23 protein-coding genes are annotated in these 25,603 nt (G+C 40.5%); 13 read left to right on the top strand and 10 right to left on the bottom strand.

What is annotated here, in order from left to right:
* The first annotated feature begins 9 nt into the window (after positions 1-9).
* The gene (gene serA / locus C1E24_RS07340; protein ID WP_138480170.1) at positions 10-1,239 is read left to right on the top strand and encodes a phosphoglycerate dehydrogenase; all 1,230 of its coding nucleotides are present in this window, start codon (positions 10-12) and stop codon (positions 1,237-1,239) included.
* A 91-nt stretch (positions 1,240-1,330) separates the two neighbouring features.
* Here the strand turns inward: serA and C1E24_RS07335 are convergent, their stop codons facing one another.
* Together C1E24_RS07335 and mutY are read right to left on the bottom strand one after the other, a co-directional pair.
* Positions 1,331-1,603 (bottom strand): oxidative damage protection protein, encoded by a 273-nt coding sequence (locus tag C1E24_RS07335; protein ID WP_058030911.1) that lies wholly within the window; start codon positions 1,601-1,603, stop codon positions 1,331-1,333.
* A gap of 40 nt (positions 1,604-1,643) precedes the next feature.
* Positions 1,644-2,702 carry an A/G-specific adenine glycosylase gene (mutY, locus tag C1E24_RS07330; protein WP_138480169.1) on the bottom strand — a complete coding sequence of 353 codons (1,059 nt, stop codon included), beginning with the start codon at positions 2,700-2,702 and terminating at the stop codon, positions 1,644-1,646.
* A 125-nt stretch (positions 2,703-2,827) separates the two neighbouring features.
* Between mutY and trmB the strand changes: the two genes are divergently transcribed.
* The 5 genes from trmB (at position 2,828) to arcA (ending at position 8,003) form a co-directional block, all read left to right on the top strand.
* A complete protein-coding gene (gene trmB / locus C1E24_RS07325; RefSeq protein ID WP_138480167.1) occupies positions 2,828-3,553 on the top strand; it encodes a tRNA (guanosine(46)-N7)-methyltransferase TrmB in 726 nt (241 codons plus the stop codon).
* Positions 3,554-3,687: 134 nt separating this feature from the next.
* The gene (locus tag C1E24_RS07320; protein ID WP_138480165.1) at positions 3,688-4,725 is read left to right on the top strand and encodes a methyltransferase; all 1,038 of its coding nucleotides are present in this window, start codon (positions 3,688-3,690) and stop codon (positions 4,723-4,725) included.
* 319 nt (positions 4,726-5,044) lie between these two features.
* On the top strand, positions 5,045-6,667 hold the full coding sequence (locus C1E24_RS07315) for an ATP-binding protein (RefSeq protein ID WP_138480163.1): 1,623 nt from the start codon (positions 5,045-5,047) through the stop codon (positions 6,665-6,667).
* Positions 6,664-7,179, top strand: a complete 516-nt coding sequence (locus C1E24_RS07310; RefSeq protein WP_138480161.1) for a YfiR family protein — start codon at positions 6,664-6,666, stop codon at positions 7,177-7,179. The genes C1E24_RS07315 and C1E24_RS07310 overlap by 4 nt, the downstream gene beginning before the upstream one ends.
* A 107-nt stretch (positions 7,180-7,286) precedes the next feature.
* On the top strand, positions 7,287-8,003 hold the full coding sequence (arcA, locus tag C1E24_RS07305; RefSeq protein ID WP_138480158.1) for a two-component system response regulator ArcA: 717 nt from the start codon (positions 7,287-7,289) through the stop codon (positions 8,001-8,003).
* Positions 8,004-8,169: 166 nt separating this feature from the next.
* Here the strand turns inward: arcA and arcB are convergent, their stop codons facing one another.
* Complete coding sequence (arcB, locus tag C1E24_RS07300) at positions 8,170-10,494, bottom strand: aerobic respiration two-component sensor histidine kinase ArcB (RefSeq protein WP_138480155.1); 2,325 nt, start codon at positions 10,492-10,494, stop codon at positions 8,170-8,172.
* Positions 10,495-10,702: 208 nt separating this feature from the next.
* Here arcB and folE2 point away from each other — a divergent pair, with 208 nt between their 5' ends.
* The 4 genes from folE2 to C1E24_RS07280 all read left to right on the top strand — a co-directional run bounded on the left by folE2 (position 10,703) and on the right by C1E24_RS07280 (position 14,143).
* Positions 10,703-11,623, top strand: a complete 921-nt coding sequence (gene folE2, locus C1E24_RS07295; RefSeq protein ID WP_138480153.1) for a GTP cyclohydrolase FolE2 — start codon at positions 10,703-10,705, stop codon at positions 11,621-11,623.
* A gap of 74 nt (positions 11,624-11,697) precedes the next feature.
* The gene (locus C1E24_RS07290; protein WP_138480151.1) at positions 11,698-12,294 is read left to right on the top strand and encodes a DUF2726 domain-containing protein; all 597 of its coding nucleotides are present in this window, start codon (positions 11,698-11,700) and stop codon (positions 12,292-12,294) included.
* A gap of 176 nt (positions 12,295-12,470) precedes the next feature.
* A complete protein-coding gene (gene mtnN, locus C1E24_RS07285) occupies positions 12,471-13,178 on the top strand; it encodes a 5'-methylthioadenosine/S-adenosylhomocysteine nucleosidase (protein ID WP_138480150.1) in 708 nt (235 codons plus the stop codon).
* The gene (locus tag C1E24_RS07280; protein ID WP_138480148.1) at positions 13,178-14,143 is read left to right on the top strand and encodes a cobalamin biosynthesis protein CobD/CbiB; all 966 of its coding nucleotides are present in this window, start codon (positions 13,178-13,180) and stop codon (positions 14,141-14,143) included. The genes mtnN and C1E24_RS07280 overlap by 1 nt, the downstream gene beginning before the upstream one ends.
* A 74-nt stretch (positions 14,144-14,217) precedes the next feature.
* Here the strand turns inward: C1E24_RS07280 and tyrS are convergent, their stop codons facing one another.
* Complete coding sequence (tyrS, locus tag C1E24_RS07275; protein WP_138480393.1) at positions 14,218-15,417, bottom strand: tyrosine--tRNA ligase; 1,200 nt, start codon at positions 15,415-15,417, stop codon at positions 14,218-14,220.
* 149 nt (positions 15,418-15,566) lie between these two features.
* Here tyrS and C1E24_RS07270 point away from each other — a divergent pair, with 149 nt between their 5' ends.
* Positions 15,567-16,901, top strand: a complete 1,335-nt coding sequence (locus C1E24_RS07270) for a peptidoglycan DD-metalloendopeptidase family protein (RefSeq protein ID WP_138480146.1) — start codon at positions 15,567-15,569, stop codon at positions 16,899-16,901.
* Positions 16,902-17,081: 180 nt separating this feature from the next.
* Here the strand turns inward: C1E24_RS07270 and mdh are convergent, their stop codons facing one another.
* A complete protein-coding gene (gene mdh / locus C1E24_RS07265) occupies positions 17,082-18,023 on the bottom strand; it encodes a malate dehydrogenase (protein WP_058030924.1) in 942 nt (313 codons plus the stop codon).
* A 297-nt stretch (positions 18,024-18,320) separates the two neighbouring features.
* Between mdh and argR the strand changes: the two genes are divergently transcribed.
* Positions 18,321-18,788 (top strand): transcriptional regulator ArgR, encoded by a 468-nt coding sequence (gene argR / locus C1E24_RS07260; RefSeq protein ID WP_138480144.1) that lies wholly within the window; start codon positions 18,321-18,323, stop codon positions 18,786-18,788.
* Here argR and C1E24_RS07255 read toward each other — a convergent pair.
* The 5 genes from C1E24_RS07255 to C1E24_RS07235 all read right to left on the bottom strand — a co-directional run bounded on the left by C1E24_RS07255 (position 18,785) and on the right by C1E24_RS07235 (position 24,918).
* Positions 18,785-19,702 carry a Dyp-type peroxidase gene (locus C1E24_RS07255; protein ID WP_138480142.1) on the bottom strand — a complete coding sequence of 306 codons (918 nt, stop codon included), beginning with the start codon at positions 19,700-19,702 and terminating at the stop codon, positions 18,785-18,787. The genes argR and C1E24_RS07255 overlap by 4 nt on opposite strands.
* A gap of 27 nt (positions 19,703-19,729) precedes the next feature.
* On the bottom strand, positions 19,730-20,761 hold the full coding sequence (locus C1E24_RS07250) for an ABC transporter ATP-binding protein (RefSeq protein ID WP_138480140.1): 1,032 nt from the start codon (positions 20,759-20,761) through the stop codon (positions 19,730-19,732).
* On the bottom strand, positions 20,758-22,392 hold the full coding sequence (locus C1E24_RS07245) for an ABC transporter permease (protein WP_138480138.1): 1,635 nt from the start codon (positions 22,390-22,392) through the stop codon (positions 20,758-20,760). The genes C1E24_RS07250 and C1E24_RS07245 overlap by 4 nt, the downstream gene beginning before the upstream one ends.
* Positions 22,392-23,396 (bottom strand): Fe(3+) ABC transporter substrate-binding protein, encoded by a 1,005-nt coding sequence (locus tag C1E24_RS07240; RefSeq protein WP_138480136.1) that lies wholly within the window; start codon positions 23,394-23,396, stop codon positions 22,392-22,394. The genes C1E24_RS07245 and C1E24_RS07240 overlap by 1 nt, the downstream gene beginning before the upstream one ends.
* 853 nt (positions 23,397-24,249) lie before the next feature.
* A complete protein-coding gene (locus C1E24_RS07235; protein WP_138480134.1) occupies positions 24,250-24,918 on the bottom strand; it encodes a tRNA-uridine aminocarboxypropyltransferase in 669 nt (222 codons plus the stop codon).
* A gap of 68 nt (positions 24,919-24,986) precedes the next feature.
* Between C1E24_RS07235 and C1E24_RS07230 the strand changes: the two genes are divergently transcribed.
* Positions 24,987-25,523, top strand: coding sequence for a GNAT family N-acetyltransferase (locus C1E24_RS07230; protein WP_138480132.1), 537 nt, complete (start codon positions 24,987-24,989; stop codon positions 25,521-25,523).
* The last annotated feature ends 80 nt before the right edge of the window (positions 25,524-25,603 follow it).

Raw genomic sequence — 25,603 nt, 5'->3', positions numbered from 1 at the left:
GAATGAGTCATGAGTAAGGTTTCTTTAGCAAAAGAAAAGATCAAAATACTGTTGTTAGAGGGCGTACACCAAAGCGCAGTTGAAACCCTAAAGCGCAATGGGTATAGCAACATTGATTATGTTAAGACTTCCTTACCTGAAGATGAACTCATGGAACGTATTTCAGACGTTCATTTTGTGGGTATTCGCTCGCGTACTCACTTAAACCAACGCGTTATTGATGCTGCAGAAAAACTAGTTGCGGTAGGCTGTTTTTGTATCGGTACAAACCAAGTTGATCTGCAAGCGACTAAAGAGCGTGGTATTGCGGTATTTAACGCGCCATTCTCAAATACACGCTCAGTAGCAGAGCTCGTATTAGGCGAAATTCTTTTATTACTACGTGGTATTCCGCAGCGTAACGCTATGGCTCACCGTGGTGAGTGGTTCAAATCAGCAATTGGCTCTTATGAAGCCCGTGGTAAAACCTTAGGTATTATTGGTTACGGTCACATCGGCACTCAACTTGGTATTATGGCCGAAAACATCGGTATGAAAGTTGAATTTTACGACATTGAAGACAAACTAACGCTAGGTAACGCACAACAAATTCAAAACCTAACACAACTTTTACAGCGCGCCGATGTAGTAAGTTTGCACGTACCAGAAACACCATCGACTAAAAACCTAATCGGCATGGCTGAGCTTGAAGTGATGAAGCAAGGTGCGATTTTAATTAATGCTTCTCGCGGTACAGTGGTCGATATCGATGCACTATCAGAATCTCTTAGAGATAAAAAGCTATCAGGTGCTGCAATCGACGTATTCCCAGTAGAGCCAAAATCTAACGATGAAGAGTTTGTTTCTCCACTTCGCGAATTTGATAACGTGATCTTAACCCCACACGTTGGTGGTTCGACACAAGAAGCACAAGAGAATATTGGTATTGAAGTCGCGGGTAAACTGGCTAAATACTCAGATAATGGCTCTACATTAAGTGCGGTAAACTTCCCTGAAGTATCGCTACCTGAGCTTGCGAATCGTAGCCGCTTATTACACGTTCACGTCAACCGCCCGGGTGTACTTACGCAAATTAACCAGGCATTTGCTCAGCACGGCATCAACATTGCAGCTCAGTACCTACAAACCGACGACAAAATTGGTTATGTTGTTATTGATGTAGATACCGACCATTCTGAAGTAGCGCTGAAAGAGCTTAGCGCAGTTGAAGGTACTATCAGAGCGCGTATTCTTCACTAATCGCAAATAGCACCGAAAAGTAAGAAACAAATAAAAGCCCCGCAAACTAGAGTTTGCGGGGCTTTTTAAATTGAGATAAAAATTAAGAAGATTATTTCTCCGGCGGACGATAGCCTTCGATTTCTACTTCTTTACCCTCAAATAAGAAACCAACCATTTGCTCTTCAAGCAACTGACGGTGATCTGGGTCCATCATGTTTAGGTGCTTTTCATTGATCAGCATAGTTTGCTTATGCTGCCACTGTTGCCAAGCTTCTTTAGAGATATTATTGAAAATCTTTTCACCCACTTCACCAGGGTAAAGTTGAAAAGCAAGGCCTTCAGCCTCTTTTTGTAATTTCTGACAAAACACTGTGCGTGCCATAGTTCATCACCTAATTAAATGCTCGATTAATGACGTTAGTCTACCCCATTGTGTCTAGGAGTTTAACTAACTTTTTCGTTGGTGCTGCAAGCCCAACCTCTGGATGCTCTGCTAAGTCAAACCAGATAAGCGGATTGTCATGAACACAATCTGGAATAGTATCTAACTTTAAAATTTGCGGATGTATCGTCAGTTCAAAGTGAGTAAAAATATGCACAAACGATTCTAGAGATTGTACTTTTCCTTTAAGCCCCTGCTGAGCAATAAAATTATCTACTTCTTGTAATGACTCAAACTCAAAGAAGCCAAACAAACCGCCCCAAATGCCCGAGCTTGGGCGCTTTTCCATTAGCACCTTGTTATCTGCGTTAATTATCAAATGATACGCCTGCTTTTTTGGTTTTTCTTTCTTCGGCTTAGAATTCGGGAAAGCTTTAACTTGGTTGTTTGCATAGGCTTGACACTGACTCATTAACGGACACGCTTCGCAGTTAAAATTACTACGCGAGCAAAGACTGGCACCTAAATCCATCATGGCTTGGTTAAATTCAGTGACATTGTCTTTTGGCGTGATGGTATCGCTTAAGGACCATAGTAAATTTTCTACTTTTTTAACCCCGTACCAGCCTTCAACCATAAAGAATCGAGCTAGAACACGCTTTACATTACCATCTAAAATCGGATGCGGCTGACCTAATGAAAGCGACAAAATCGCCCCTGCAGTCGAGCGGCCTATCCCAGGTAAGTCAACAACTTGTTCAAAGGTTTCAGGAAACTTACCCGCATATTGGTCACGCACAATTTTCGCTGTTTTATGTAAATTACGAGCTCGGGCGTAATAACCAAGCCCCGTCCAGTGGTGCAGCACTTCATCTTCTGGTGCATCAGCTAAATCGACAATCGTCGGAAAGCGCGCCATAAAACGCTCAAAATAAGGGATCACAGTAACAACTTGTGTTTGCTGCAACATCACTTCCGACACCCAAACCTTGTAAGGCGTTTTGCCCAATTGCCAAGGTAAGGTCTTACGACCATGAAGGTGGTACCACTCTACTATTTGCTCGGCAAACCATTTAGCTTGCTGTTTTGAAACCTGCATATCACCACGACTATGATTACTTTACTCGGCGCACAGTGTAGAGGCCTTTTATATCCAGTCAAGTATTGTACTTCGGCCGTGGAACAGGGATAATATGCGCCCATTTTTACAGCACAGAATTGATTATGAACGAATCGAGTAAAGCCAATTTAGAAGAAGCTCTAAATGAAGGTAAATACATCCGCAAAGTCCGTAGTTTTGTAAAGCGCGAAGGCCGTTTAACAAAAGGACAAGCTGCTGCCATTGAAAAATGTTGGTCAAGCATGGGCTTAGAGCATAGCCAAGGCTTACTAGATTTCTCTCAAGTATTCGGCAACGACAACGATGTCGTACTTGAAATCGGTTTTGGCATGGGTAAATCGTTAGTTGAAATGGCTAAGAACGCGCCGCATTTAAACTTCATCGGTATTGAAGTACACCGCCCGGGTGTTGGTGCATGCTTAATGGAAGCCGACGAAGCGGGTTTAACGAACCTTCGCGTATTTGAACATGACGCTGTTGAAGTGCTTGCTGATTGCATCGCTGATGGCAGCCTAACAACCATGCAGTTATTCTTCCCTGATCCTTGGCACAAGAAGCGCCACCACAAGCGCCGTATTGTGCAGCCAGAGTTTGTTGAAAGCCTTCGCCAAAAGCTAAAAATTGGCGGCGTATTCCACATGGCTACTGACTGGGAAAACTACGCAGAGCATATGCTAGAAGTAATGACTGCAGCACCTGGTTACGAAAATATCTCTGAGACACAAGATTACGTGCCTCGTCCAGACAATCGCCCACTGACTAAGTTTGAACAGCGCGGCCATCGCCTAGGTCACGGCGTTTGGGATTTAATGTTCAAGCGTGGCAACTAAAATTTAATTCTAACTTTTACAGTTATTTTTTAGTTAGATAAAAGAGCCTGATGGCTCTTTTATCTTAATGAAATTAGGATTGGTATAGTTTTGCCTTTGCGAAAAATTAAGTAGAGATTTTAAATAGAGTATTTATGAGTCGATTAGCAAACCCAAGTTTATTGCTTCTTCGCAACGAAGAAGAACTTACAGGTCAGCGCATTTTAATGATTAACACCATGCGCGACGGCTTTCTTCGCGAGTTAAAGCAATTAAACCCAAATAGCGATATTCATGCTTTTAGCTATAACGTTGCTGATCATCAAGACTCACAAAAACATAAAGGCACTACTAGCCATGTTGGTCATAATTTGCCTGTTCTCGAAGAGCTAGATTTAATTATCTATTACTATCCGAAATCAAAGCCAGAAGCCTTGATGATGCTCGATAATATCCGAGCCGTCGCTTCACCTAAAACACGTGTTTTAATTGTTGGCGACAACAAAGGGGGCGTTAAATCTGCTGAAAAGCAGTTTAAACCTTTTGCAGGTGAATTTTATAAATTAGAAAGCGCAAAACACTGTGTATTGTTTGAATTTGCTGATTTAACTTTAATAGAGCGTTTTGATATCAGCAGTTACCAAACCACATTCACTGTGAGTGTGAACGACCAGAGCTTTGAAGTAGCAAGTGTGCCAGGCGTTTTCAATCACGGTAAATTAGATGATGGTACTCGTCTGTTACTCGAGCAAATTGCCGTGCCTTATAAAGGCAAAGTGCTAGATTTTGGCTGTGGTGCAGGGATTATCGCCACTTACCTAGGACTAAAAACACCAGAATTGAGACTGAACTGTTTAGATGTCAGTGCTTTAGCTGTATATGCTACCGAACAGACGCTAAAACTAAACAGCCTCGAAGGCAATGTGATTTTGAGCGATGGCATGCAAGCTGTGTCTGGTCAGTTTGATTTAATCATCAGTAATCCGCCATTCCATACGGGTATTTCAACAGATTACCAAATTGCTGAAGACTTTTTAGCACTTTCTAAGCAATTCTTAAAACCTAAAGGCAAGCTCACCATAGTTGCTAATAGCTTCTTAAAATATCAGCCAATCTTAGAAGCACAGTTTGTCGAATATGAAACCATTGCAAAAAATAATAAATTTGCGGTGTACCACGCACAAAAATCTTAACCATTTTACTTAATGGGTCATTCAGCATTATTAACGCTTAATGGCCCTTGCTCAAAACTTTCATAAGTTGTCAGACTATTTTTTTAACCAAACAACCCAACTTTCAATTCTAAGAACAAAGAATGAATTAATTCAAACTTAGAGAAAAATAGCATAAGCTCCATCGCAATTTTTAGTTATTTTTATTTTTTCCCTTTGCTACACTAAGTTTATTAAAGTTATAAATAACGTTTTATTTTTGTAAACTTTTCAAAAATTTGAAGTTTATGTCTACTACTCAAACCATATTGGTAAGCATGTAGGTTGCAAAGGCTAGCGAATGGCTAAACAAATAACAAAAACAAGCATTAGAAAGGTATTGATCAGTGCAGTTATGCTCGTAACAGCTCTATGCCTATCGCTGTCTATTTCTATTTCTACTTATCTTGACGTTAAAGAACAAAAGCAGCTGATCATTAATAAGCTTGACATGATAGCCGATATCATTGCTTTTAATGCGCAGATCACGCTGATTTTCGAAGACAGAAAAACTGAAGAAAAACGTTTAAAGTCATTTAGTAAAGTTGAGCTTGTCAAAAACATACATATTTATGACATAGACGACGTCACTAAAAAGCCCGTTTTCTTTACCAGCTATAATGCCAGTAAAACACCTCCAGTACCGTTAAAGGTGGGCAGTATTGATGAACTCAAAATACCTCGCATCACTGACGATCATATAGAGCTAATAAAACCCGTTGAGTATGAAGGGAAAATTGAGGGTTATGTTTATATTAGGGGCTCTCTTGAGAGGCTGAATAAGTACATCAACAACAAAATCTTAGTTGATATTTTACTGACTTTATTTGTCTTATTATTGGTACTTCTCGTTGCTCGCAGTATTCAAAAGCGCATAGCCGCGCCAATTGAAGATTTATCTTTATTACTGCAGGATGTATCAAAAAATCATAATTACAGCACGCGAGCATCAAGCAGTCACATTGAAGAGTTAAATACCCTTTCAAACAACCTTAATATCATGCTTTCACGTACACAAAATCAAATTGAACGTCATGAAGCTGATAAACAAGAAATTAATCAACTTAACCAAAGCTTAGAAGAAAAAGTAAACCAAAGAACCATCGCGCTTCGTGAAGCAAACCAAGAGTTGCTAAATACCTTAGAGCGCATGCACCAATACCAAAACCAGATTGTCGAAAGCGAAAAAATGGCATCTTTGGGTCAAATGGTTGCGGGGGTTGCCCATGAAGTTAATACGCCAATTGGCCTTGGTGTTACAGGTTCAACGCTTTTAAGAGATAAGCTCGCTGATATACAGTCAGCCTTTGAGCAAAAAACGCTCACATCTAAACAACTAGAAAGATTTATTAACGATGGGGTTGAAAACCTTGACCTTATCTATCGAAATTTAAACCGTGCCGCTGATCTTATCTCTAACTTTAAGCGAGTAGCAGTGAGTCAAGATACTGAAATTAGCGCCGACGTTAACGTGAAGTCTTTACTAAGTAATATCTTAATGGCAATGAATGCTGAGATTTCTATAAAGTCACCAGAGATTGAATTAAGCCTACCGGAAAATTTAACTATTTCGAGTAAGACAGGCCCTCTTCAGCAAATATTCGAACAACTCATATCGAATTCTCTTATTCATGGTTTTGAAGATGAGCAAAATAATCAGATCAAAATTGGTGCCCAAAGCAAGGGAAGTAACCTAGAGATTACATATGTGGATAATGGTAGTGGTGTACCAACCTCTATTAAAAAGAGAATCTTCGATCCATTTGTAACAACCAAACGAGGTGAAGGTGGCAGTGGTCTAGGTATGCACTTAGTTTACAACCTAGTTACTCAGGCTTTAGATGGCTCTATTACTCTAGACGAAGACTATAGCGATGGCACTCGATTTGTTATTTCTTTACCATTAGGCGAATTAACATCATGAGGTTTTGGTTAACCTGCTTTCTGTTAATTTGCTCTTTCGGTGTTATGTCCAAAACACCGGAACAAATTCGCTCTGCTTTTTTATATCAAATGGCAAATTTTATTGAATTTCCATCAATGGGCGATAGCGGCATCCGTTTTTGTTTCTATGATCTGAAGTCAGGGCCCGGCGCAATACTTACTAAAAATAAAAGCCTGAAAATAAAAGGTTTACCAATTAGCATAAAAAAAGTAGAAAAAAACACCGCTATTTTGGAACTTTCCAGTCAATGTGAAATCACATACTTTGATGGAGCTCTTGGCAATGATATACTGTCTTCTTATGACAAGAATACGCCCCTAGATATGTTAATGGTTAGTGATAACCTCAGTTTTTTAGATAATGAAGGAATGGCGGCGCTTGTTCAGGAGGGCAATAAAATCAGGCTTTATGTTAATAAGCAACAGATTGCAAAACATAACTTTAAAGTACTTTCTCGGTTACTCGCCGTAGCAAAGTTTCACCCTAACTGATTTTACTTGTTAACATTTAGATATACTCCTATAATCCTAAATATTCGGTTTTTTCTTCTAGTACCGAATAAAATGTAAATAACATATTCCTAAAAGGTTAAATGATAATGCAAACGCCAGTCATTCTGATTGTTGAGGATGAAGACGTAACTCGCTTGAACCTCGTTAGTTTATTTGAGGCAGAAGGTTACAAAGTAATTGAAGCCATTGATGGCGATGATATGCACGACAAGCTAACGACTCATGATGATGTCAACCTGGTTATTATGGACATTAACTTACCAGGCAAGAATGGCTTAATCTTAGCTCGCGAACTTCGTCAGAAGAAAAACGTTGGCTTAATTTTCTTAACTGGCCGCGACAATGATGTTGACCGTATTCTTGGTTTAGAAATTGGTGCTGATGATTACATCACAAAACCTTTCAATCCAAGAGAGCTGACAATTCGTGCTCGTAACTTAATCTCTCGTACAGGTAACAGCCCTGAAGATGCATCTGTTGAAAGCAGTGGTGTAATTACGTTCAACGGCTGGGAACTTGATGAGAATAGCCGTTGTTTAACATCTCCTGCAGGTGAAGCTAAGCGCTTACCTAAAGGCGAGTATCGTGCTTTACGTTTAATGCTTGATTCACCGGGCCGTATTTTCAGCCGTGAGCAATTGATTAAGCATATGACTGGTCGTGAACTTCGCGCAAATGACAGAACAGTTGATGTTACTATTCGTCGTATTCGTAAGCACTTTGAAAGTGATACTAATACTTCTGAGCTAATTAGTACTATTCACGGTGAAGGTTACCGCTTCATCGGTAAGATTGATAGCTAATCAATTTTACTAGTTTATACTTGTAAAAAAGGGCCTCTCGGCCCTTTTTTAATGACTAAAATTCATTGTTTTAAAGTATCATTTCTAAACTGAGGGCTCAAAAGTATTTTGAATAACTTCAATAAGAAGCCCCTCACTCATACTATGCTAACTTGCTCTTTAACAGCTACCCGTTCCAACTATCAACAACCGTTTTAAGTTCTTTTTGTCCCGCTTCAAGCAAATCATATAATTCGTCTAACCAGGTTTGAGCGACTTCAGATCCAACTTCAGCCACTTCTTTTTCCATCTTTTTAGCATGCTCTTGAACTTGCTTTAAACCAACTGAACCAGATGCGCCTTTAAGTTTATGAGCCACAGAGCTGTATTCATCGAAGTCACTGCTATCGATAGATTGCTGTAATTCTTCACAATATTTAGGACTTAACTTAGCAAATAGATCTGAACTTCGTTTAAACGCTTCAACGCCCATTGAGTCGATAAAATCACAGATAGTTTCCATTTCAAGCAAAGTAAATTCAGCTTGTTTATCAGCACAATTGGCTTTAGTTTCTATGAGTTTAGGTTTAGTCGCTCTGGCATTAATACCGAATAACTCTGCAAGCATTTTATCAAGCTTAATAGTATTGATTGGCTTAGCTAGTGCGCCTTGAATGCTTATCCCTTCAAGCTCTTCTTCTGCACTACGAACATTAGCTGTTAAGGCGACGATAGGTAATTTATCGAAATGGCTGTCAGCTCTAATCTCCCGCGCAACTTCATCACCATTGATATCTGGCAATTGCATATCGAGTAAGACCAAATCGAGATCATCTTCAGTTGCAACAAACGAAAGTGCATCCTCACCTGTTTCGGCCCAAATGACTTCATGCCCTCGCTGCTCAAGTAGGTTTGTCGCGATTTCTGCATTCAAAGGCACATCTTCAACTAACAGAATGTAAAGGCTACGACCAGCATAGCTTTGCTCTTTTGGTGCTGCTGTCAAGGTTAGTGGAATTTCAACCTCAAAACGACTTCCTTGACCAACAATACTACTAACTTGAATGCTGCCCTGCATTGCTTCAATAAGCGCTTTCGTCACTGCTAATCCAATCCCTGAACCTATGGCATTCGAACCATTTGCACTTGGTGCCTTGTAATACATTTCGAAGATTCTAGCGAGTTGATCTTGTGCAATACCTGATCCCGTATCAGTAATGCTCATAACGAGCCACACTTCGCCATCACGATTTTCACGCTTACACTCAAGTGTCACACTGCCTCTGTGGGTGAACTTCACGGCATTGTTAATTAAATTCCAAAGCACTTGTCTTAAGCGAGTTGGGTCTAATAAAGCGTAGACATCTAAGATCCCTTGCCTGCTAATATTGAACTCTAACCCCTTTTGCTCTGCAATAAGCCCAGCAAAATTCACCACATCATTAATAAAATCTGAGACATTGATACTGTCGGCAGCAATATCTAACTGCTCTCTGTCGATTTTATCGAGATCTATGATGTCATTGAAAATATTACCTAAGGTTTCTGCACTCGAGAAAATGGTATTACACCAGCTCTTTTGTTGCTTGCTCAGATCTGTGTCTAGCATCATACGAGTTAAACCTACGATACCATTCAGTGGTGTGCGAAGCTCATGACTTAAAGTCGCAATGAACTTACCTTTATCTTTATAGGCTGTTTCAAGCTCCTGTTCTGCCTCTTTACGCGAAGTAATGTCACGGCCAAAGGCAAGTAAACCAATATACTCGCCCTGCTCATTGATAAATGGCAGCTTGCGCATCTCAAACCAGCGGTTTTCATCATTGACCGGATACTCAACGTCTAGCGTGAGCGCTTGATGCGTTTTCGCAACTTGCTCATCGGTTTTAAGCACTTCAGGAATGTAGCTTTCAGGGTAAATATCAAAAACACTTTTACCGATAAGCTCATCGCTATGCTTACCCATGACTTTTTCAAACATCTTGTTGCAACCAGCAAAAATACCTCGCTCGTCGCGGTAATAGAATAAATCGGGAGAAGAATCGACAATTGAGCGAAGCAGCATACTTTGTTGCGCAAGTTCTTGCTGCGTTTTCTTACGCTCTGCGATTTCACGACGTAACTCTTCAATGGCTCGATGCTTAGCATGTAAAGCGATTTTACGTTCGTCAATTTCGCTGTTTAGCCGGGTTATATTGTCTTTTAAGCTCTGATTTAAAAGCTTTTCTTGCTGCGTTGCAGTATCTAAATACGCTCTAGAAGCCTCAAGTTCTTTGAGTGCTTGAATGCAAATAACCAGTAAGGCAGGAGAAGTAACGGCGGCAAAAAACATAATTGCCAATACATCAACAATGACAATCTCGCCTAACGCCACATAGTAGAACATGCACGACAGAATTAGTGAGGCGAGTAATATTAGGCAATAACACAGCACTCCAGCTTGTTTTTCACCGTACTTATTAATCACATTGGCAAGGACTTTTAGCCATGATCCAAATGAAGAATCTATCATATTAATCAATTTGCTCCGTTAACTGTTTCATTATACGCAAGCAAGTGATTAATCCCAAAGCATTAAAAGTCCAAAAAGCCACAATAGACGTATAAAGTTCTTAACAGTTCTTAATAAACGCGCTAATTGATAATGCGAACATATACGCATTAAAGCGCTAAATAGTGTAATATGCGCGACTCAAAATGTCGTGAAAAAGAGGGTTAACATGCAGACTACAATGCCAGATATTGCTCATTCAGCCGATGCACTTCAAACCGGTAAATTAGATTGGGTAGGAATGGGTAACATCGAGCTACCTTTAATGCTTGCAACAAAAGGCTTGCCAGAACAGCCTGTAACAGCAAAAGCAGACGCATTTGTAAACCTGCATAAAGAAGACGCGAAAGGCATTCATATGTCTCGCTTATTCTTAGCTCTAGATAATTTGTCTTGTGAACAAGCGCTTTCTCCAAGTACATTAAAACAACTTCTCGACGAATTTGTAACGACACACCAAGATATCAGTGATGCGGCAAAAGTGGTGATTAACTTTGAATTGCCACTACGCCGACCTTCTTTACTAAGCAAAAAACAAGGTTGGAAGAGCTACCCTGTTAGCATTACTGCCTCAATGATTAACCAAACGTTTTCTATAGAGCTGGCATTAGATGTTGCCTACTCTTCTACTTGCCCATGCTCTGCAGCGTTAGCGCGTCAACTTATCCAAGACGCTTTCGCAGCAAAGTTTAAAGATAAAGAGATTTCTCACGAAGAAGTGCATGCTTGGCTTGGCACTACCGAGGGCGTATTGGCAACACCGCACTCGCAACGAAGTATCTCAAACATTAAAGTTAAACTTGATGATAACTGTCAAGAATTCGACATTGTAGGGTTAGTCAACTTAGTTGAAGATGAACTTAAAACCCCCGTTCAAGCGGCAGTGAAACGCGAAGATGAGCAAGAGTTCGCTCGTTTGAACGGCCAAAACCTGATGTTTTGTGAAGATGCGGCAAGAAAGCTCAAATCATTGTTCGAAAACGCAGGGTTTGCAGACTACTATATCAAGATTAATCACTACGAATCTCTACATGCTCACGACGCTGTGGCCTATGCATTCAAAGGCTTACCTGGCGGTTATTCAGCTTAAGCCTTCTTCACTCCACAATTGGCAAGAACTTTGCTTATAAACATCAAAGTCAAATTGTTGTTGTGGAGTGTTATATGGAGTTCGCTTTATTATTAGTTTTTGCATTGGTAGCTGGCGCGTCGATCGTCATTGCAAAATATACCGATGCAGGTGGCAATCCATACCCTTTCAATCGTAAAGAATCTGTCTTCAGCACTGTTGAAGCTACTTTCCTAAGTCTACTAGAGCGTGCTGTTGGCGATAAATTTAAGATTGTCAGCCGTGTTAAGTTGATTGATTTAATCGAGTGTAAGCCCGGCTTGTCAAAAAAAGCACGCAGAGCCGCTTTGGCAAAAGCTAAAAATAAACAACTCGATTACGTACTGATTGATAAAACCACACTAAACATTGTTGCGGCTGTCGACCTTGTCAATAATTCGAACAAGAGTGGCCATAAAGCCCAAAAAGATTGGTTTGTTAATGGTGCTTTAGAGTCTGCGAATATTCCACATATTCGTATGAAAGTAAAAACAGGCTATAAAGCCAATGAAGTACGTAGCGCCATCTTGTATAAAATTGGTCAACAACCGCAACCAGTTCGTAAACCCAGAACTCGAACTGAGAAGCCAGCAGTGCTTTCACCATCGCAAGCAAAAGCGCATTCAACGCAAACCCAGCTTGCTGAAATTTAAAAGTTTCCATATGTCACGTAAGTCCTTTGAATATTCAAAGGGCTTTTTTCTTTCTAAATAGACGCTTTGTAATCAATGCTATGATGATAAAGCTTTATATCATCACTGAAATGAACAAGTTTTTTATAAAAGTGCGATAGGCTATACTAGCGAAAATTTTTTGAGGAATAGAAATCATGAAAGTAGGTATTATCGGTGCAATGGAGCCTGAAGTTGCAATTTTGCGTGAGGCTTTACAAAATAAAGAAGAACTAACTAAAGGCGGCTTCACTTTTTATACTGGTGAACTTGCTGGGCATACAGTGACTTTAGTTCAATCTGGCATTGGTAAAGTGGCAGCAACCGTTGCGACAACGCTTTTAATTGATAATTTCAACCCTGACTGCGTCATTAATACCGGTTCTGCTGGCGGCTTTGATCCTGAATTAAATGTCGGTGACGTGGTTATTTCTGACGAAGTTCGCCACCACGATGTTGATGTGACGGCTTTTGGCTACGAGATTGGTCAAGTCCCACAAATGCCTGCTGGCTTTGCGGCTCATGCAGCATTAATTGACGCTGCGAAAGCGAGTGTAGCTATCCTTGATAAGACACAAACAAAGGTTGGCTTAATTTGTACTGGTGATTCTTTTATGTGTGATCCTGTTCGCATTGACAAAACGCGTCAAGATTTCCCATCAATGCTAGCTGTAGAAATGGAAGGTGCTGCAATTGCTCAAGCATGTCATGTACTTAATACGCCATTTGTGGTGATCCGCTCACTATCTGATATTGCAGGTAAAGAGTCTCCACAATCTTTTGAAGAATACCTAGAAGTTGCTTCTGTAAATTCTTCTAAACTAGTGACTGAACTACTTGAGCAGCTAAACAACACTAGCTTGTAATGTTAGAAAATCAGCAGTTTGAGGCTTTTCAAAGCCTCATTATTTTTATCTGCGCGATAGCAGCGGCTCACTCGTTACCGCTGCTGAATAGCTACAACCCAATTACTTTCTTTTCGCTTATTTTTGAACGCATAGGTGCTCGTGTCTTTAAACCTCAGAGAAGTGCCTCATTACAAAAAATAGCCGGTGTATTAGGTTTCTTTCTTCCCATTTTTACCATTGTAATTATTGCAGCACTGATCAGTCAGTTTGCATTTTACCCAGCTTGGCTCGGGGGATTAGTACTCTACTTTTGTTTAGATACTCGCGTGTTACAAAGAGCCAAACGCATAGCTGCACTTCTACAACAAAAACAAAAAGCAACGGCGAGGCAATTGTTAGCACAAAACGTAGTTCGTGAAGTCAATGAGTTATCAAGTATAGGCATTGCCAAAGCCTGCATAGATAGCACAGCCTTAAGAACGGTTCGCCACTACTATCTTGTGATTTTCTTTTACTTATTACTCGGCCCGATCGCTGCATTCTCTTTTAAATTACTACTGGTATGTGATCATGCTTGGCGAAAGCGCGTGCCGCCTAACAGCGCGTTTATAAAACCATTACAGACAGCCATTTTTTATATTGAATTTTTACCGCTCAGAGGCTTTATCTTTTTATTGGCCTTGTTTTTACAAGGTAAGAAAACTTTTCATTACTTCAAACACTATGCAAGGCACTGCTATCAAACGAATACGGGCTGGATCTTATCTCTATTCGCCGCAAACCTATCAATTCAGTTAGGCGGTCCGTGTAAATATCAAGGTGAACGCTTTGCGAAAATGCGTATTGGCGCTGAGCGTCACCCAGAGCCTGAAGATATAAAGCAGTGTTTAACATTTTTAGAAAGAATTAAATGGTTTACTTTCTCTTTGATCGCACTGATATGGCTTTTAGATTGGTTTGTTGCCCTTTATTTAAGTACTTAAACAAATAAGCATGAAAAACAGACATAAAAAAAGCTGGGTTAAAACCAGCTTTTTAATATTGGAATAACGAGTGTTTAGCTTACTGTCACTTTTGCAAACTTACGCTTACCAACTTGGTAAATCTGTGTAGAGCCTTTCTCAATCACAAGCTTACTATCAGTCACTTTCTCTTCACCGTTTAACTTAACAGCGCCTTGCTTAATCATACGCATGGCTTCTGAAGTACTAGCTACAAGACCCGCTTCTTTAAGCAGTTGAGAGACCATCGTAGAGTCTTCATCAATTGTGATAGTCACTTCTGGGATCTCATCAGGTAAAGCATTCTTTTGGAAACGCTTAATGAAATCCTGGTGTGCAGCTTCAGCATCACTTTCGCTGTGGAAGCGTGCAATCATTTCTTTGGCGAAATCAATCTTAATATCACGCGGGTTACGACCATTTGCAACCTCTTGCTTAAGGCCTTCAATTTCTTCAATTGAAAGTGCGCTTAATAACTCGTAATAACGCCACATTAATTCATCTGAAATTGACATGACTTTACCAAACATGTCGTTTGGTGCATCAGTAATACCAATGTAGTTGCCTAATGACTTAGACATTTTTTGAACGCCGTCAGTGCCTTCAAGTAACGGCATCATCAATACTGTTTGAGGCTTCTGACCTTCATCTTTTTGCAACTCACGACCCATTAGTAGGTTGAAGCGCTGATCAGTACCACCTAGCTCTACGTCGGCTTCTAGTGCAACAGAATCCCAACCTTGAACTAAAGGATATAAGAACTCATGAATTGCAATCGCTTGTCCGCCAGCATAACGCTTTTTAAAGTCATCACGCTCTAGCATGCGGGCAACCGTTTGGCGTGCAGCTAGTTTGATCATACCTGCACTGCCTAGTTGCTCCATCCAAGTAGAGTTAAATGCCACTGTGGTTTTGGCAGGATCTAGAATTTTGAAAACTTGTTCTTTATATGTTTCAGCATTTGCTAGCACGTCTTCACGTGTTAATGGTTTACGAGTGACGTTTTTACCCGTTGGATCACCAATCATGCCGGTGAAATCACCAATTAAGAAAATAACCTCATGACCTAAGTCTTGGAAGGCTTTCATTTTATTAATTAGAACAGTGTGACCTAAATGCAAATCTGGTGCTGTTGGATCGAAACCCGCTTTAATTTTTAGCTTTTTACCAGATTTCAATCTTTCCTTTAATTCATCTTCAATAAGAATCTCTTCTGCACCGCGCTTAATCTCAGCTAATGCAGTTTCAAAGTCCACCATTCGTCGCTCCAAAATATACAGTTTATCGCACGATTCTAGCTTATATTCAGATCAGTTTAAATGCACAAAACACTGGTATTCACGCTTTATTGCGTATATCCTGCAATATTATTACCGATTTATCTTGACAGCAGAAAAGGCGCGTTATGGTTCACGTTGTTCATAAGCTTCCTAAAAAACACAAACTGCTTATTCTTACCTGCATTTCTGTCATGCTGATAATTGCTTTATGGCCGTCAGAAAAGGCAACTGCATCAAGAGACAGTGACAAAAAAGCGCTCGAAGTTGGCAAGCGTTACGAATTACCCGTAAAAGTTTCTGAAAATGAAGAGCAACTTACAACTTTAAGTGCTCCCGCAGAAGTTCAAGCGCCAGAAAAAACCACAATTGATACCCTTGAATTCAATGACTTTGAAGTAAAGCATGGTGATAGCCTTGCGGTGCTGTTCAAGCGTGCAGGTTTTTCAGCGCAAACTCTACATAAATTAGTTAACACCAATGCTGAAACTCGCAAACTGACTAAAATCCATCCTGGTGAAGTGTTAAGTTTTGCAAAAAGTGCCGAAGGTGAGTTAACCCATCTTAAATATGTGCTTTCGAAAACTGACACCTTGTTGGTGTCTTTAGATGAAGAACGAAAATACCAAACAGCTATTCACAGCAAAGAAATCGAAACTGTCAATCAAAGCGCTGGCGGTAAAATTAAGTCAAGCTTCTGGACGGCAGGTATTTCTGCTGGTTTATCTGAACGTCAAATTATGAACTTTGCAGACATCTTTGGTTGGGATATCGATTTTGCTAATGACATTCGTAAAGACGACACCTTTTCTTTGGTTTACGAAACTCATTATGTCGATGGTGAGCTGATCGGCAATGGTAAAATCATTGCCGCTGAGTTTATTAACCAAGGTGAGCGTTTCAGTGCTATCCGTCACACTGACGATAATTTCTATACACCAGAAGGTCGCAGTATGCGTAAAGCCTTCTTACGTGCCCCAGTTAACTTTAAATATATCAGCTCTAATTTTAACCCACGCCGTAAGCATCCTGTGACGGGTAGAGTATCGGCGCACCGAGGCATCGATTATGCTGCACGTGTTGGAACGCCTGTTGTTTCATCAGGTAATGGTAAGGTGACTAAATCTGGGTATAACAAACTCAATGGTAACTATGTGTTTATCCAACATGGTAGTCAGTATGTCACTAAGTACCTGCACCTTAATAAACGTATGGTTAAAACAGGCCAGAAGGTAAAACAAGGCCAAAAAATTGGTACTGTTGGTGCAACAGGCCGAGTAACTGGTGCGCATTTACACTATGAGTTTTTAGTGAATGGGGTTCACCGCAACCCGAAAACCGTAAAATTACCTAAGTCGGAACCGCTACCGAGAACCGAACTGGCGAAGTTCAAACCGGTCGCTAAAGACTTGCTTGCCCAGTTAGAGCGCTCAAGAGAACTTAGGTTAGCACTGAATAACTAACCTTAAGTAACTTACCAAATTAAAAAGCAGCGCTGTAGCTGCTTTTTTAATGCCATGAAATTACCTAGCCTAGGTAATGGCTTCTCGCTTCTCGAGTTTAAAACCAGCATAGTGATAACAAACAAATTACGGGCATAAAAAAACCCGCCGAAGCGGGTTTTTAAAACTTTCTGATTGCGATTATTGCGCAGCCATGAAGTCGATACCTTCTTGGATATCTTTGTTTAGTGTTTCTAGCATATCGTTCTTCGCTTTCTCTTCGAACGCGCTTAACTCGCCGTAAGAAAGAATTTCTTCAACACCGTTAGTACCTAAACGTACTGGGTGTGCGAAGTATGCTGCGTCACCGTTCTCAACTGCAACGTATGCATAGTCAACAACGTTTTGCTCGCCTTGAAGACCTTTAACTAGTGAGAAGCAGAAACGTGCTGCTGCTGCACCCATTGAAAGTGTCGCTGAACCGCCACCCGCTTTAGCGTTAACAACTTCAGTACCCGCGTTTTGGATACGTGGAGTAAGTGCTGCAACTTCTTCTTCAGTGAACTCAACACCTTCAACTTGAGAAAGTAGAGGAAGAATAGTAGTACCTGAGTGACCACCGATAACTGGTACTTTAACTTCAGATACGTCAACACCTTTCAGTTCAGCAACGAATGCTTCTGAACGGATAACGTCTAGCGTAGTTACACCGAATACACGTGATGCTTCATAAGTACCCGCTTTTTTGAATACTTCAGCAACGATTGGTACAGTGCCGTTTACTGGGTTAGTGATAACACCAACTAGTGCTTTAGGACAGTTACGTACGATACCTTCAGCAAGTGTCTTGATGATACCAGCGTTAACATTGAAAAGGTCAGCACGGTCCATACCTGGCTTACGAGGCATACCAGCTGGGATAAGAACAATGTCAGCACCCGCTAGCGCTGCGTCAAGATCATCTGCACCAAAACCTGCAACTTTAACTGCAGTTGGGATGTGAGATAGATCTACAGCAACACCAGGAACAACTGGCGCTACGTCGTATAGAGATAGCTCAGAACCTGCAGGAAGGCCATTTTTAAGAAGTAAAGATAGAGCTTGACCGATACCGCCAGCGGCACCTAATACAGCAACTTTCATGTGGAATTCTCCATAATTTGAAGGTGGAATTGTGTGTGCTGTAAAGATAATGAAAAGTGCAGGTAAAAACAAATTTATCGGCGCTATTTTAAGGTTTTTTTCGACTATAGTTGTAAAATATTGCTTTCAGCGTGCAAGCTCGCTTTACACTTCAAAATATTCATTCCTGTGTTTCTAAAAATACCCTACCACTTAAGCAAATCTTGCAATCAATTCACTTTGTTTTTTAATTGCAAAGTTGGGTCTGGATTCAGAATTGTGTAAAATCTAAGTAATATTTAATAAACGAGTTCAATTATGCAAGCAAACGAAAAGCAAGAAGCACTGATAAAGGCCTTCAAAGCACTATTAAAAGAAGAAAACTTTGGCTCGCAGGGTGAAATTGTCGATGCCCTGAAAGAGCAAGGCTTTGATAATGTAAGTCAAAGCAAAGTGTCACGTATGCTAAGTAAGTTTGGTGCGGTAAGAACTCGTAACGCAAAACAAGAAATGGTTTACTGCTTACCGGCAGAAATGGGCGTACCAACGGCAAAAAGCCCATTAAGACAATTAGTGATTGATATCATGCACAATGAAATGATGATCATCATCCGTACCAGCCCTGGTGCAGCTCAACTGATTGCCCGTTTATTAGACTCATTAGGTACTGCTGATGGCGTATTAGGTACCATTGCCGGTGACGATACTATCTTTATTGCGCCAGCTAAAATCTCTGAAATTGACGTAACGCTTGAGAAAGTAAAAACCTTATTCGACAACGTTTAACTTTCTGCTATTTGCGCCATGTTTTGTAAAAACTGCACGGATGGCGCAAAAAACGCAGCTCCCATATCGGCCTGACAATAATCTAACCACGCATCGTAATGCTGTTCGTTCCCTACTCGTGTCGTTAACAGCTGCTCAAAAGCATTCCCTTTTGCGGCACAACTCACCCATAAAGATCCTTGCTCAAAGACATCTCCAAACGGCATACTTTGCTCAAGTAATAGTGGTAAGTTGTCTGCACTTTTAAGCTCAGTTAATGCAGCATGGCTATTGGTTAAGGCATATTCTAGCTTTTTATTCTCTAAACGAGAGCGGCCCATAATGGCTTCTTGGTCATTCAAACTGAGTTGTTGCCAACGGTTTAAATCAAACTTTACTCGCTGTACATGAATGTAGCTACCTTGATCTTCAAAGCTTTCAGGGTCATGAACTAAAGCCACTTGACGTTTAAAACGTCCATGAGGTGTATTAGCGCCATAAATAAAACCGTTAAAGTCTCGACCGTCTAAGAATCGGAAAGTACGGATATGTGCGACCAATTCCACTTTCCCCGCCAACATATGCCTGACACTTTGTGCAAATAGATGATTCACATCTTCTCGGTCTGAGCGGATCACATACAACAAATCAAATGGTTGAGTGTGCATTAGGTGCTCGTGAGAGCGAATATGCGGAAAGCTTTTTAACTCTTTAGGAATACATTCAGGATATATATGCGGCCAGTACTGCGCACCAATAGCTACAAAGCTAGATACCATAGACTCAGAGAAGCGGTCGCTCAACTCTGACTGTAAGCGTTCACATTGCCCTAATGCTGCTCTAACGGCTTCATCTTGACCATCGAGTACATTAAAAAACAAATGTAGTCCATGCAGATTTGCCTCTGCACACACTCCTGACTGCGGCTGAGCCATGGCACCCCAAGTTATAATAAGTAATGACTATGAAAAGAAATTTACCGCATGTGGCTTAATTTTAAAAGTCACTGGCTCATTAATATTCAGGGCATGTTCACTTTCGACTGGCACTTCGATAGCTTGATCTGCCACTTTGATTTGGTAAATAAACTCAGTCCCAATAAAGCGCGATTGCAGAATTTCGACGTCATTTGTCTCGCCATTTTCTAGCTGTATATGAGCTGGTCGAATATAAATTTTCCCTGCACCTTGGGCATTCTCACACACTTTTGTCGAAGTAACTCTTCCAAATGAAGTAGTGAAATCACATTTATCTTCAGCCTGTGCTGGAATATAAATGCCCTGCCCCAAAAATTCAGCCACTTCTTTACAAGCTGGCTGCTCAAACAATGTTTTAGCATCGCCTAATTGGGCTATTTTACCTTGATGCATCACAGCCAGTTTATCTGCAAAAGCAAAGGCCTCTTCTTTTGAATGACTCACAAAGATAGCTGAGACCTTTTGATCTTTTATGATCTGTCGAATGTCATTGATCAGTTGGAAGCGCACTTGCGCATCAATATTCGAAAAAGGCTCGTCAAGCAGTAACAAGTTAGGTTTATAAGCAAGCGCTCTCGCAATGGCGACACGTTGTTGCTGACCACCTGAAAGCTCATGAGGGTAACGCTCAGAAAATTCAGATAAATGCACAAGCTCCAGCATTTCATTTACACGTTCTTGTTTGTCAGCCTTATTAAATTTACTTAGGCCAAACGCGATATTTTGAGCAACCGTCAAGTGAGGAAATAACGCATAATCCTGAAACATCATACCAATATTACGATGCTGCGGTGCTGTAAACTGCGTGTTGTCACTCATGGTTTTACCATGAATAACAATTTGACCTTGCTGAGGCGTTAATAAACCTGCCACGGCTTTTAAAGTGGTGGTTTTGCCACAGCCACTGGCACCTAATAAGCAAACAATTTCATTTTCGGCGACTTCTAAATCTAAATTTTCAATCACTTTTTGGCCATCGTATTGATAGCTTAAGTTTTTTAAAGACAAACTACTCATGAATTGTGCTGCTCCATTGAGCGATTAACAAAATACAAAGGCACTAAGCCAACAAGAACAATAAATAATGCAGAAATGGACGCAAGCTCTAGCTGCTCGTCACTCACATATTGGAATACATGGGTTGCCAAGGTTTCAAAGTTGAAAGGACGAAGCAATAAGGCAGCTGGAAGCTCTTTCATACATTCGATAAACACCAATAACCCAGCAGTTAAAATGCCCCCGCGTAAAAGTGGGATATGCACACTAGTTAGCATTTGAGCAAAATTCTTACCCATACTTTGACTTGCCATATCAAGCGACGGACTAATTCGTACATAGCTCGCTTCAACAGCGCCTTGAGCAATGGCGTAAAAACGTACCACATACGCAAATACCATGGCAAAAATAGTACCGCTAAATAGTAGCCCAGGTTCAAATGTAGTGCCTTCTAACCACTCATTTAGCTTAGTATCAAGCAAAGTTAGAGGCAATAAAACCGCAATCGCTAATACTGTTCCAGGTAATGCATAACCTGTGCTTGATACACGCCCTGGCAAGGCCTTAGACTTTTGTTCACCAATGCGCTGATAAAACAACACGATAATACTTAACGCGATTGCAATAACGCTTACCCACAAAGAGATCTTCAAGCTTTGCCAAGCATATAAGAAAAACTCAGAGTTCCATGCTTGATCGAAGTAATCTATTGAATAACTAACGAGCACACCAACCGGTAAAGCAAAAGCAAAAAACAACACCACAATACAATAGATACTGGCAAACCAAGCGTACTTGCCTGATAGCACATATAAATGCGTGTCGTTTACGGCACTTTGTCTTTCATGCACTGTGGTGTTTTTACGGCTGATTTTCTCTAGTGTGATGGCCACAAATAAGAACAGTAACATGATCCCAGAAATTTTCGCAGCCGCTGTTAGAGAATAATAGCCCAGCCAAGTATCATACACGGCGGTTGTGAGCGTGCTGACAGCAAAATAATGCACTGTGGCAAAGTCTGCCATGGTTTCCATACTGATCAACGCAAGTGCTGCGACAATCGCGCCTCTTGCAAGGGGTAAACTCACCTTGAAGAAGCTTTGAAGTGGGCTCATGCCCATTAGCTGGCTAGCTTGCAATAACTTAAATGATTGCTCGCGCAAAGCGGTTTTAAAAATGAGGTAAAGATAAGGGTAAAGCACCAGTGCAATCATCACGATAGCACCGCCTAATGTACGAATATCAAAGAACCAATAGTCATCAGGCGATTGCCATCCAAACCACTCTCTTAAAGCAATTTGTACAGGACCTGCATAATCAAATAAGTCGGTGTAGACGTAGGCAATAATATAGGTTGGCATTGCTAAAGGGAGCATCAGCGCCCATTCGAAGTATTTTTTCCCGGGAAATTGACAATAAGCGGTAAGCCAGCCGAGCGGTAATGCAATTAAGCAACTTAAGAGAAGCACGCCGGCAATCAGTACTAGGGTGTTATAAATATAATCCCAAAGCACGGTATCCCACAGGTGGGTAAAAACATCAGAGTCGCCTTGCAGCGACTCGAAGATTAAAAATGCCAGTGGTGCTGATAAGCAAGCGCCTATCAGCCAAGCAAAAACCTGCCATTTAGACAGAGAAAGTAATGATTGCATTAAAGATCAAATTTTACCTCATCGATTAGCTTAAGTGCTAAAGGACGGTATTTACTAATTTCTGACAATGGTAAGTTGTCTTCCTTAAACTCACCCCAAGATGCCACAAGTTCAGAAAGCGCCACACCTGGTTTAACTGGATATTCCATATTCATTGACGCATACATATTTTGCGCCTTATTGTCCGTCATAAACTCAATAAGTTTCAAGGCGTTTTCTTTATTTTTCGAATATTTAGTTAGGACAACACCCGAAACATTTAAGTGAGCGCCTCGATTTGTTTGGTTCGGGAAGTTGATATAAACAGAATCAGCCCATGGCTTTTGCTTTTCATCTTGCAGCATCTTGCCAAAGTAATAGCTATTACCCAATGCAAGATCACATAAGCCCTCTTTCACTGCTTTAACTTGCGCTCTGTCATTACCTTGTGGTTTTCTTGCTAAATTTGCTTTAACCCCTTCGAGCCATGATTTAGTCTCCGCTTCACCATGATGCGCGACCATAGATGCAACTAACCCTAGATTATAAGGGTGCTTACCAGAGCGAGTACAAATTTTGCCTTTATACTTTACATCAGCCAATTCTTCATAAGTTAACGCATCTAATTTTCCTAAGCGCTCTTTTGACGAATATACGTTACGAACACGCTTGGTCAGTGCAACCCACTGACCTTCTGGATCGCGAAAGCTTGCAGGAATATTTTTGGTTACGGCGTCGCTCTTAATCGGCTGCGTTAGATCCATCGACTCTAACTGCATTAAAGCACTGAAGTTAGATGTTAAAACAACATCAGCACGGCTATGCTTACCTTCTCGCTTAACTCTTTCAATTAACCCTTTTTTTGCAAAAACCACATTCGTTTTAATACCAGTTTGCTTAGTAAAATCATCAAGAATAGGTTGGATTAAAAAAGGTTGACGAAAAGAATAAATGTTGATTTCTTCGGCCGCCATAGCAGGTAAACACGTAACGGTTGAGAGTAGAATAGCCAATGCTTTTTTCATAAGGCCTCCAAAGCCAAACAATAATTATTATCAACTAATTTTAACTATTCTAATTCCAAAGTACACCCTTTTACTGATTAAAAACTGTAACTTGTTTTTCTATTAACGCCTAATTAGCAATTTATTATGTAAGAGATCTCTCACTTTAACTGTCGCTTTGAAGCAAAACCTAGCTCAACAAAACAACAACAATAGAATTAATCATTATTTATCATAAAGTTGAAATCTTATTATCAATTCAGCTCTCTAAAAATTAAATTTTTAATCTTTTTTTACTTCGCTACTCCATTAAACTTTCTACATCTTTTAGGAAGCCAGTGACGGCTGTAAATCACATGACGTGTAATGGACTGTAATAGTTAATTATTGCCAAATGCGGTTTAATTAATTTATGGAACAACAGGATGAGCGCTCAAGGTGAGCCATACAGGATGTATATAGGATTTTATGGAGCCATGGTGGCCAAATTTGTTATGGATAATAGCAGGAAGCTCGGATAAGGGCATATGGATGTTTGGCATAAAGCCAATGAAGGACACTACAGGAAGTAGTACTCGCTAAATAACAAAAATGCGAGTGAAAGGAAATTGATTGTATGGAGTTGATCAGCTCGAAACCAAAGCAGGATGCTTAGAAGATTCCGTCAACGCGGCTCATAGAGCCGCGTTTCTTCGCTTAAGGGCTCTGATACCAATCCGCAATAACACTTAATCATTTTGAGGGATTAAACCTGATGATAGCTGCGTTAAAGATTTCTCATTTAGAACAACTAAATAACGAAATATTTGCCTTGCTACCAACAAGGTTTTCTTGCCTCAAAATAGACCTCTTAGTTAAGCGGATTGGTATGAGTTTAACTTAAACTTCTTTTTCCTTTTAAATAAGCATCTCTAAAGTCAATAAAGTGAGCTGTTAACTTCTCTGCAGCAGAGCTTTCTCCTGATTCAGACAAGACAACACACGCGACTTCTGCTGTACCTAGCTGATGAGCATGCGGAGCAACTCTGAGTTTATAATCTGATAGAGAGTCAGGGGACACAGAAAGCACAGGGAAGCTATCTAAATACTCGCTCTTTCTAAACATTTTTTTCGCTTCACGCCATGTTCCATCTAAAAAAATAAATAATGGCTTTTTAGACTCAATCCGTTCAACTTTTGTAATAACGCGATCAGGCTCTGCACTATCAGCGGGGAAAACGACAATAGGCTGATAGCTTGGATCTTTTAGAAGCGATAGCAGTGCCTCATCTGGCTCAGTTCTATCCCAACGGAAAGCGTAATTATCAGGCACCACGTCTGCAATCAAACGACCCGTATTTGAGGGTTTAAAACTTTCATTATGATACATTAATAGACATACTGCACTTTGACAATCTTCGGCAACTTGAAGGTTGTCACAGATACACAAATGTTCAGAGAGCAAACAAGCCTCACAGCGGGATAATTTTGAACCTCGCGCTTTAAACTCCCGCTTGGCCGCAGCAATTTGCTTTTGACGTAGAACTAATACTGAATTTTTCACTAATACCCCTTAGATTATAAGCCTCATATTGTAATCAACTAAGCGCATAAAAGCAGTAAGGAACTCAAATGAAGATACAAAACTCGCAAAGATTACGTTATCGACTTATGGATAAAAATGATGCCGATTTACTATTCGAATTAGACCAAGACCCTGCGGTCATGAAATATTTAACGCATGGTAAGCCGAATTCAATAAAGACAATTAGAGAGGTTTTCATTCCTCGCTTAGAGCAGTTCACAAATTTAGAAAAAGGTTGGGGTTTATGGCAAGTGAATACCCTTGAAGAGGACCTGTTCATTGGCTGGATATTAGTTCGTCCTATGGGATTTTTTGCAGGTCAACGTAACGACTGTAATTTAGAGCTGGGCTGGCGCTTTAAGCAAATTAGTTGGGGCAAGGGCTATGCAACGGAAGCCGCTCAACATATTGCTAATACACTCGCTACAGACAAAGCATATACTGCTTTTTCTGCTGAGGCCCTTGAGGGTAATTTAAGCTCTATCAATATTATGAAGAAGCTTGGTATGCGTTATGTAAAGCATTTTATTCATCAAGATGAGCAAGGTCAGCATAACGCTGTACTCTACTCTAAAGAGTTGTAAGCTTTCCGCAAGAAGCCGTTAGCTAAAGGGGAATACATGATCCAGAGTGGACCTTTGATAGCCTGATTAGCTAAAACAGA

This window comes from Pseudoalteromonas phenolica (assembly GCF_005876835.1).
GTDB lineage: Bacteria > Pseudomonadota > Gammaproteobacteria > Enterobacterales > Alteromonadaceae > Pseudoalteromonas > Pseudoalteromonas phenolica_B.
The sequence above is the reverse complement of the archived record's forward strand: the minus strand, read 5'-3'. Positions and strand labels throughout refer to the sequence as shown.

Excerpts from the sequence above, each read along its gene's own strand:
- serA (WP_138480170.1), top strand. The coding sequence starts at position 10 with ATGAGTAAGGTTTCTTTAGCAAAAGAAAAGATCAAAATACTGTTGTTA.
- C1E24_RS07335 (WP_058030911.1), bottom strand. The coding sequence starts at position 1,603 with ATGGCACGCACAGTGTTTTGTCAGAAATTACAAAAAGAGGCTGAAGGC.
- mutY (WP_138480169.1), bottom strand. The coding sequence starts at position 2,702 with ATGCAGGTTTCAAAACAGCAAGCTAAATGGTTTGCCGAGCAAATAGTA.
- trmB (WP_138480167.1), top strand. The coding sequence starts at position 2,828 with ATGAACGAATCGAGTAAAGCCAATTTAGAAGAAGCTCTAAATGAAGGT.
- C1E24_RS07320 (WP_138480165.1), top strand. The coding sequence starts at position 3,688 with ATGAGTCGATTAGCAAACCCAAGTTTATTGCTTCTTCGCAACGAAGAA.
- C1E24_RS07315 (WP_138480163.1), top strand. The coding sequence starts at position 5,045 with ATGGCTAAACAAATAACAAAAACAAGCATTAGAAAGGTATTGATCAGT.
- C1E24_RS07310 (WP_138480161.1), top strand. The coding sequence starts at position 6,664 with ATGAGGTTTTGGTTAACCTGCTTTCTGTTAATTTGCTCTTTCGGTGTT.
- arcA (WP_138480158.1), top strand. The coding sequence starts at position 7,287 with ATGCAAACGCCAGTCATTCTGATTGTTGAGGATGAAGACGTAACTCGC.
- arcB (WP_138480155.1), bottom strand. The coding sequence starts at position 10,494 with ATGATAGATTCTTCATTTGGATCATGGCTAAAAGTCCTTGCCAATGTG.
- folE2 (WP_138480153.1), top strand. The coding sequence starts at position 10,703 with ATGCAGACTACAATGCCAGATATTGCTCATTCAGCCGATGCACTTCAA.
- C1E24_RS07290 (WP_138480151.1), top strand. The coding sequence starts at position 11,698 with ATGGAGTTCGCTTTATTATTAGTTTTTGCATTGGTAGCTGGCGCGTCG.
- mtnN (WP_138480150.1), top strand. The coding sequence starts at position 12,471 with ATGAAAGTAGGTATTATCGGTGCAATGGAGCCTGAAGTTGCAATTTTG.
- C1E24_RS07280 (WP_138480148.1), top strand. The coding sequence starts at position 13,178 with ATGTTAGAAAATCAGCAGTTTGAGGCTTTTCAAAGCCTCATTATTTTT.
- C1E24_RS07270 (WP_138480146.1), top strand. The coding sequence starts at position 15,567 with ATGGTTCACGTTGTTCATAAGCTTCCTAAAAAACACAAACTGCTTATT.
- mdh (WP_058030924.1), bottom strand. The coding sequence starts at position 18,023 with ATGAAAGTTGCTGTATTAGGTGCCGCTGGCGGTATCGGTCAAGCTCTA.
- argR (WP_138480144.1), top strand. The coding sequence starts at position 18,321 with ATGCAAGCAAACGAAAAGCAAGAAGCACTGATAAAGGCCTTCAAAGCA.
- C1E24_RS07255 (WP_138480142.1), bottom strand. The coding sequence starts at position 19,702 with ATGGCTCAGCCGCAGTCAGGAGTGTGTGCAGAGGCAAATCTGCATGGA.
- C1E24_RS07250 (WP_138480140.1), bottom strand. The coding sequence starts at position 20,761 with ATGAGTAGTTTGTCTTTAAAAAACTTAAGCTATCAATACGATGGCCAA.
- C1E24_RS07245 (WP_138480138.1), bottom strand. The coding sequence starts at position 22,392 with ATGCAATCATTACTTTCTCTGTCTAAATGGCAGGTTTTTGCTTGGCTG.
- C1E24_RS07240 (WP_138480136.1), bottom strand. The coding sequence starts at position 23,396 with ATGAAAAAAGCATTGGCTATTCTACTCTCAACCGTTACGTGTTTACCT.
- C1E24_RS07230 (WP_138480132.1), top strand. The coding sequence starts at position 24,987 with ATGAAGATACAAAACTCGCAAAGATTACGTTATCGACTTATGGATAAA.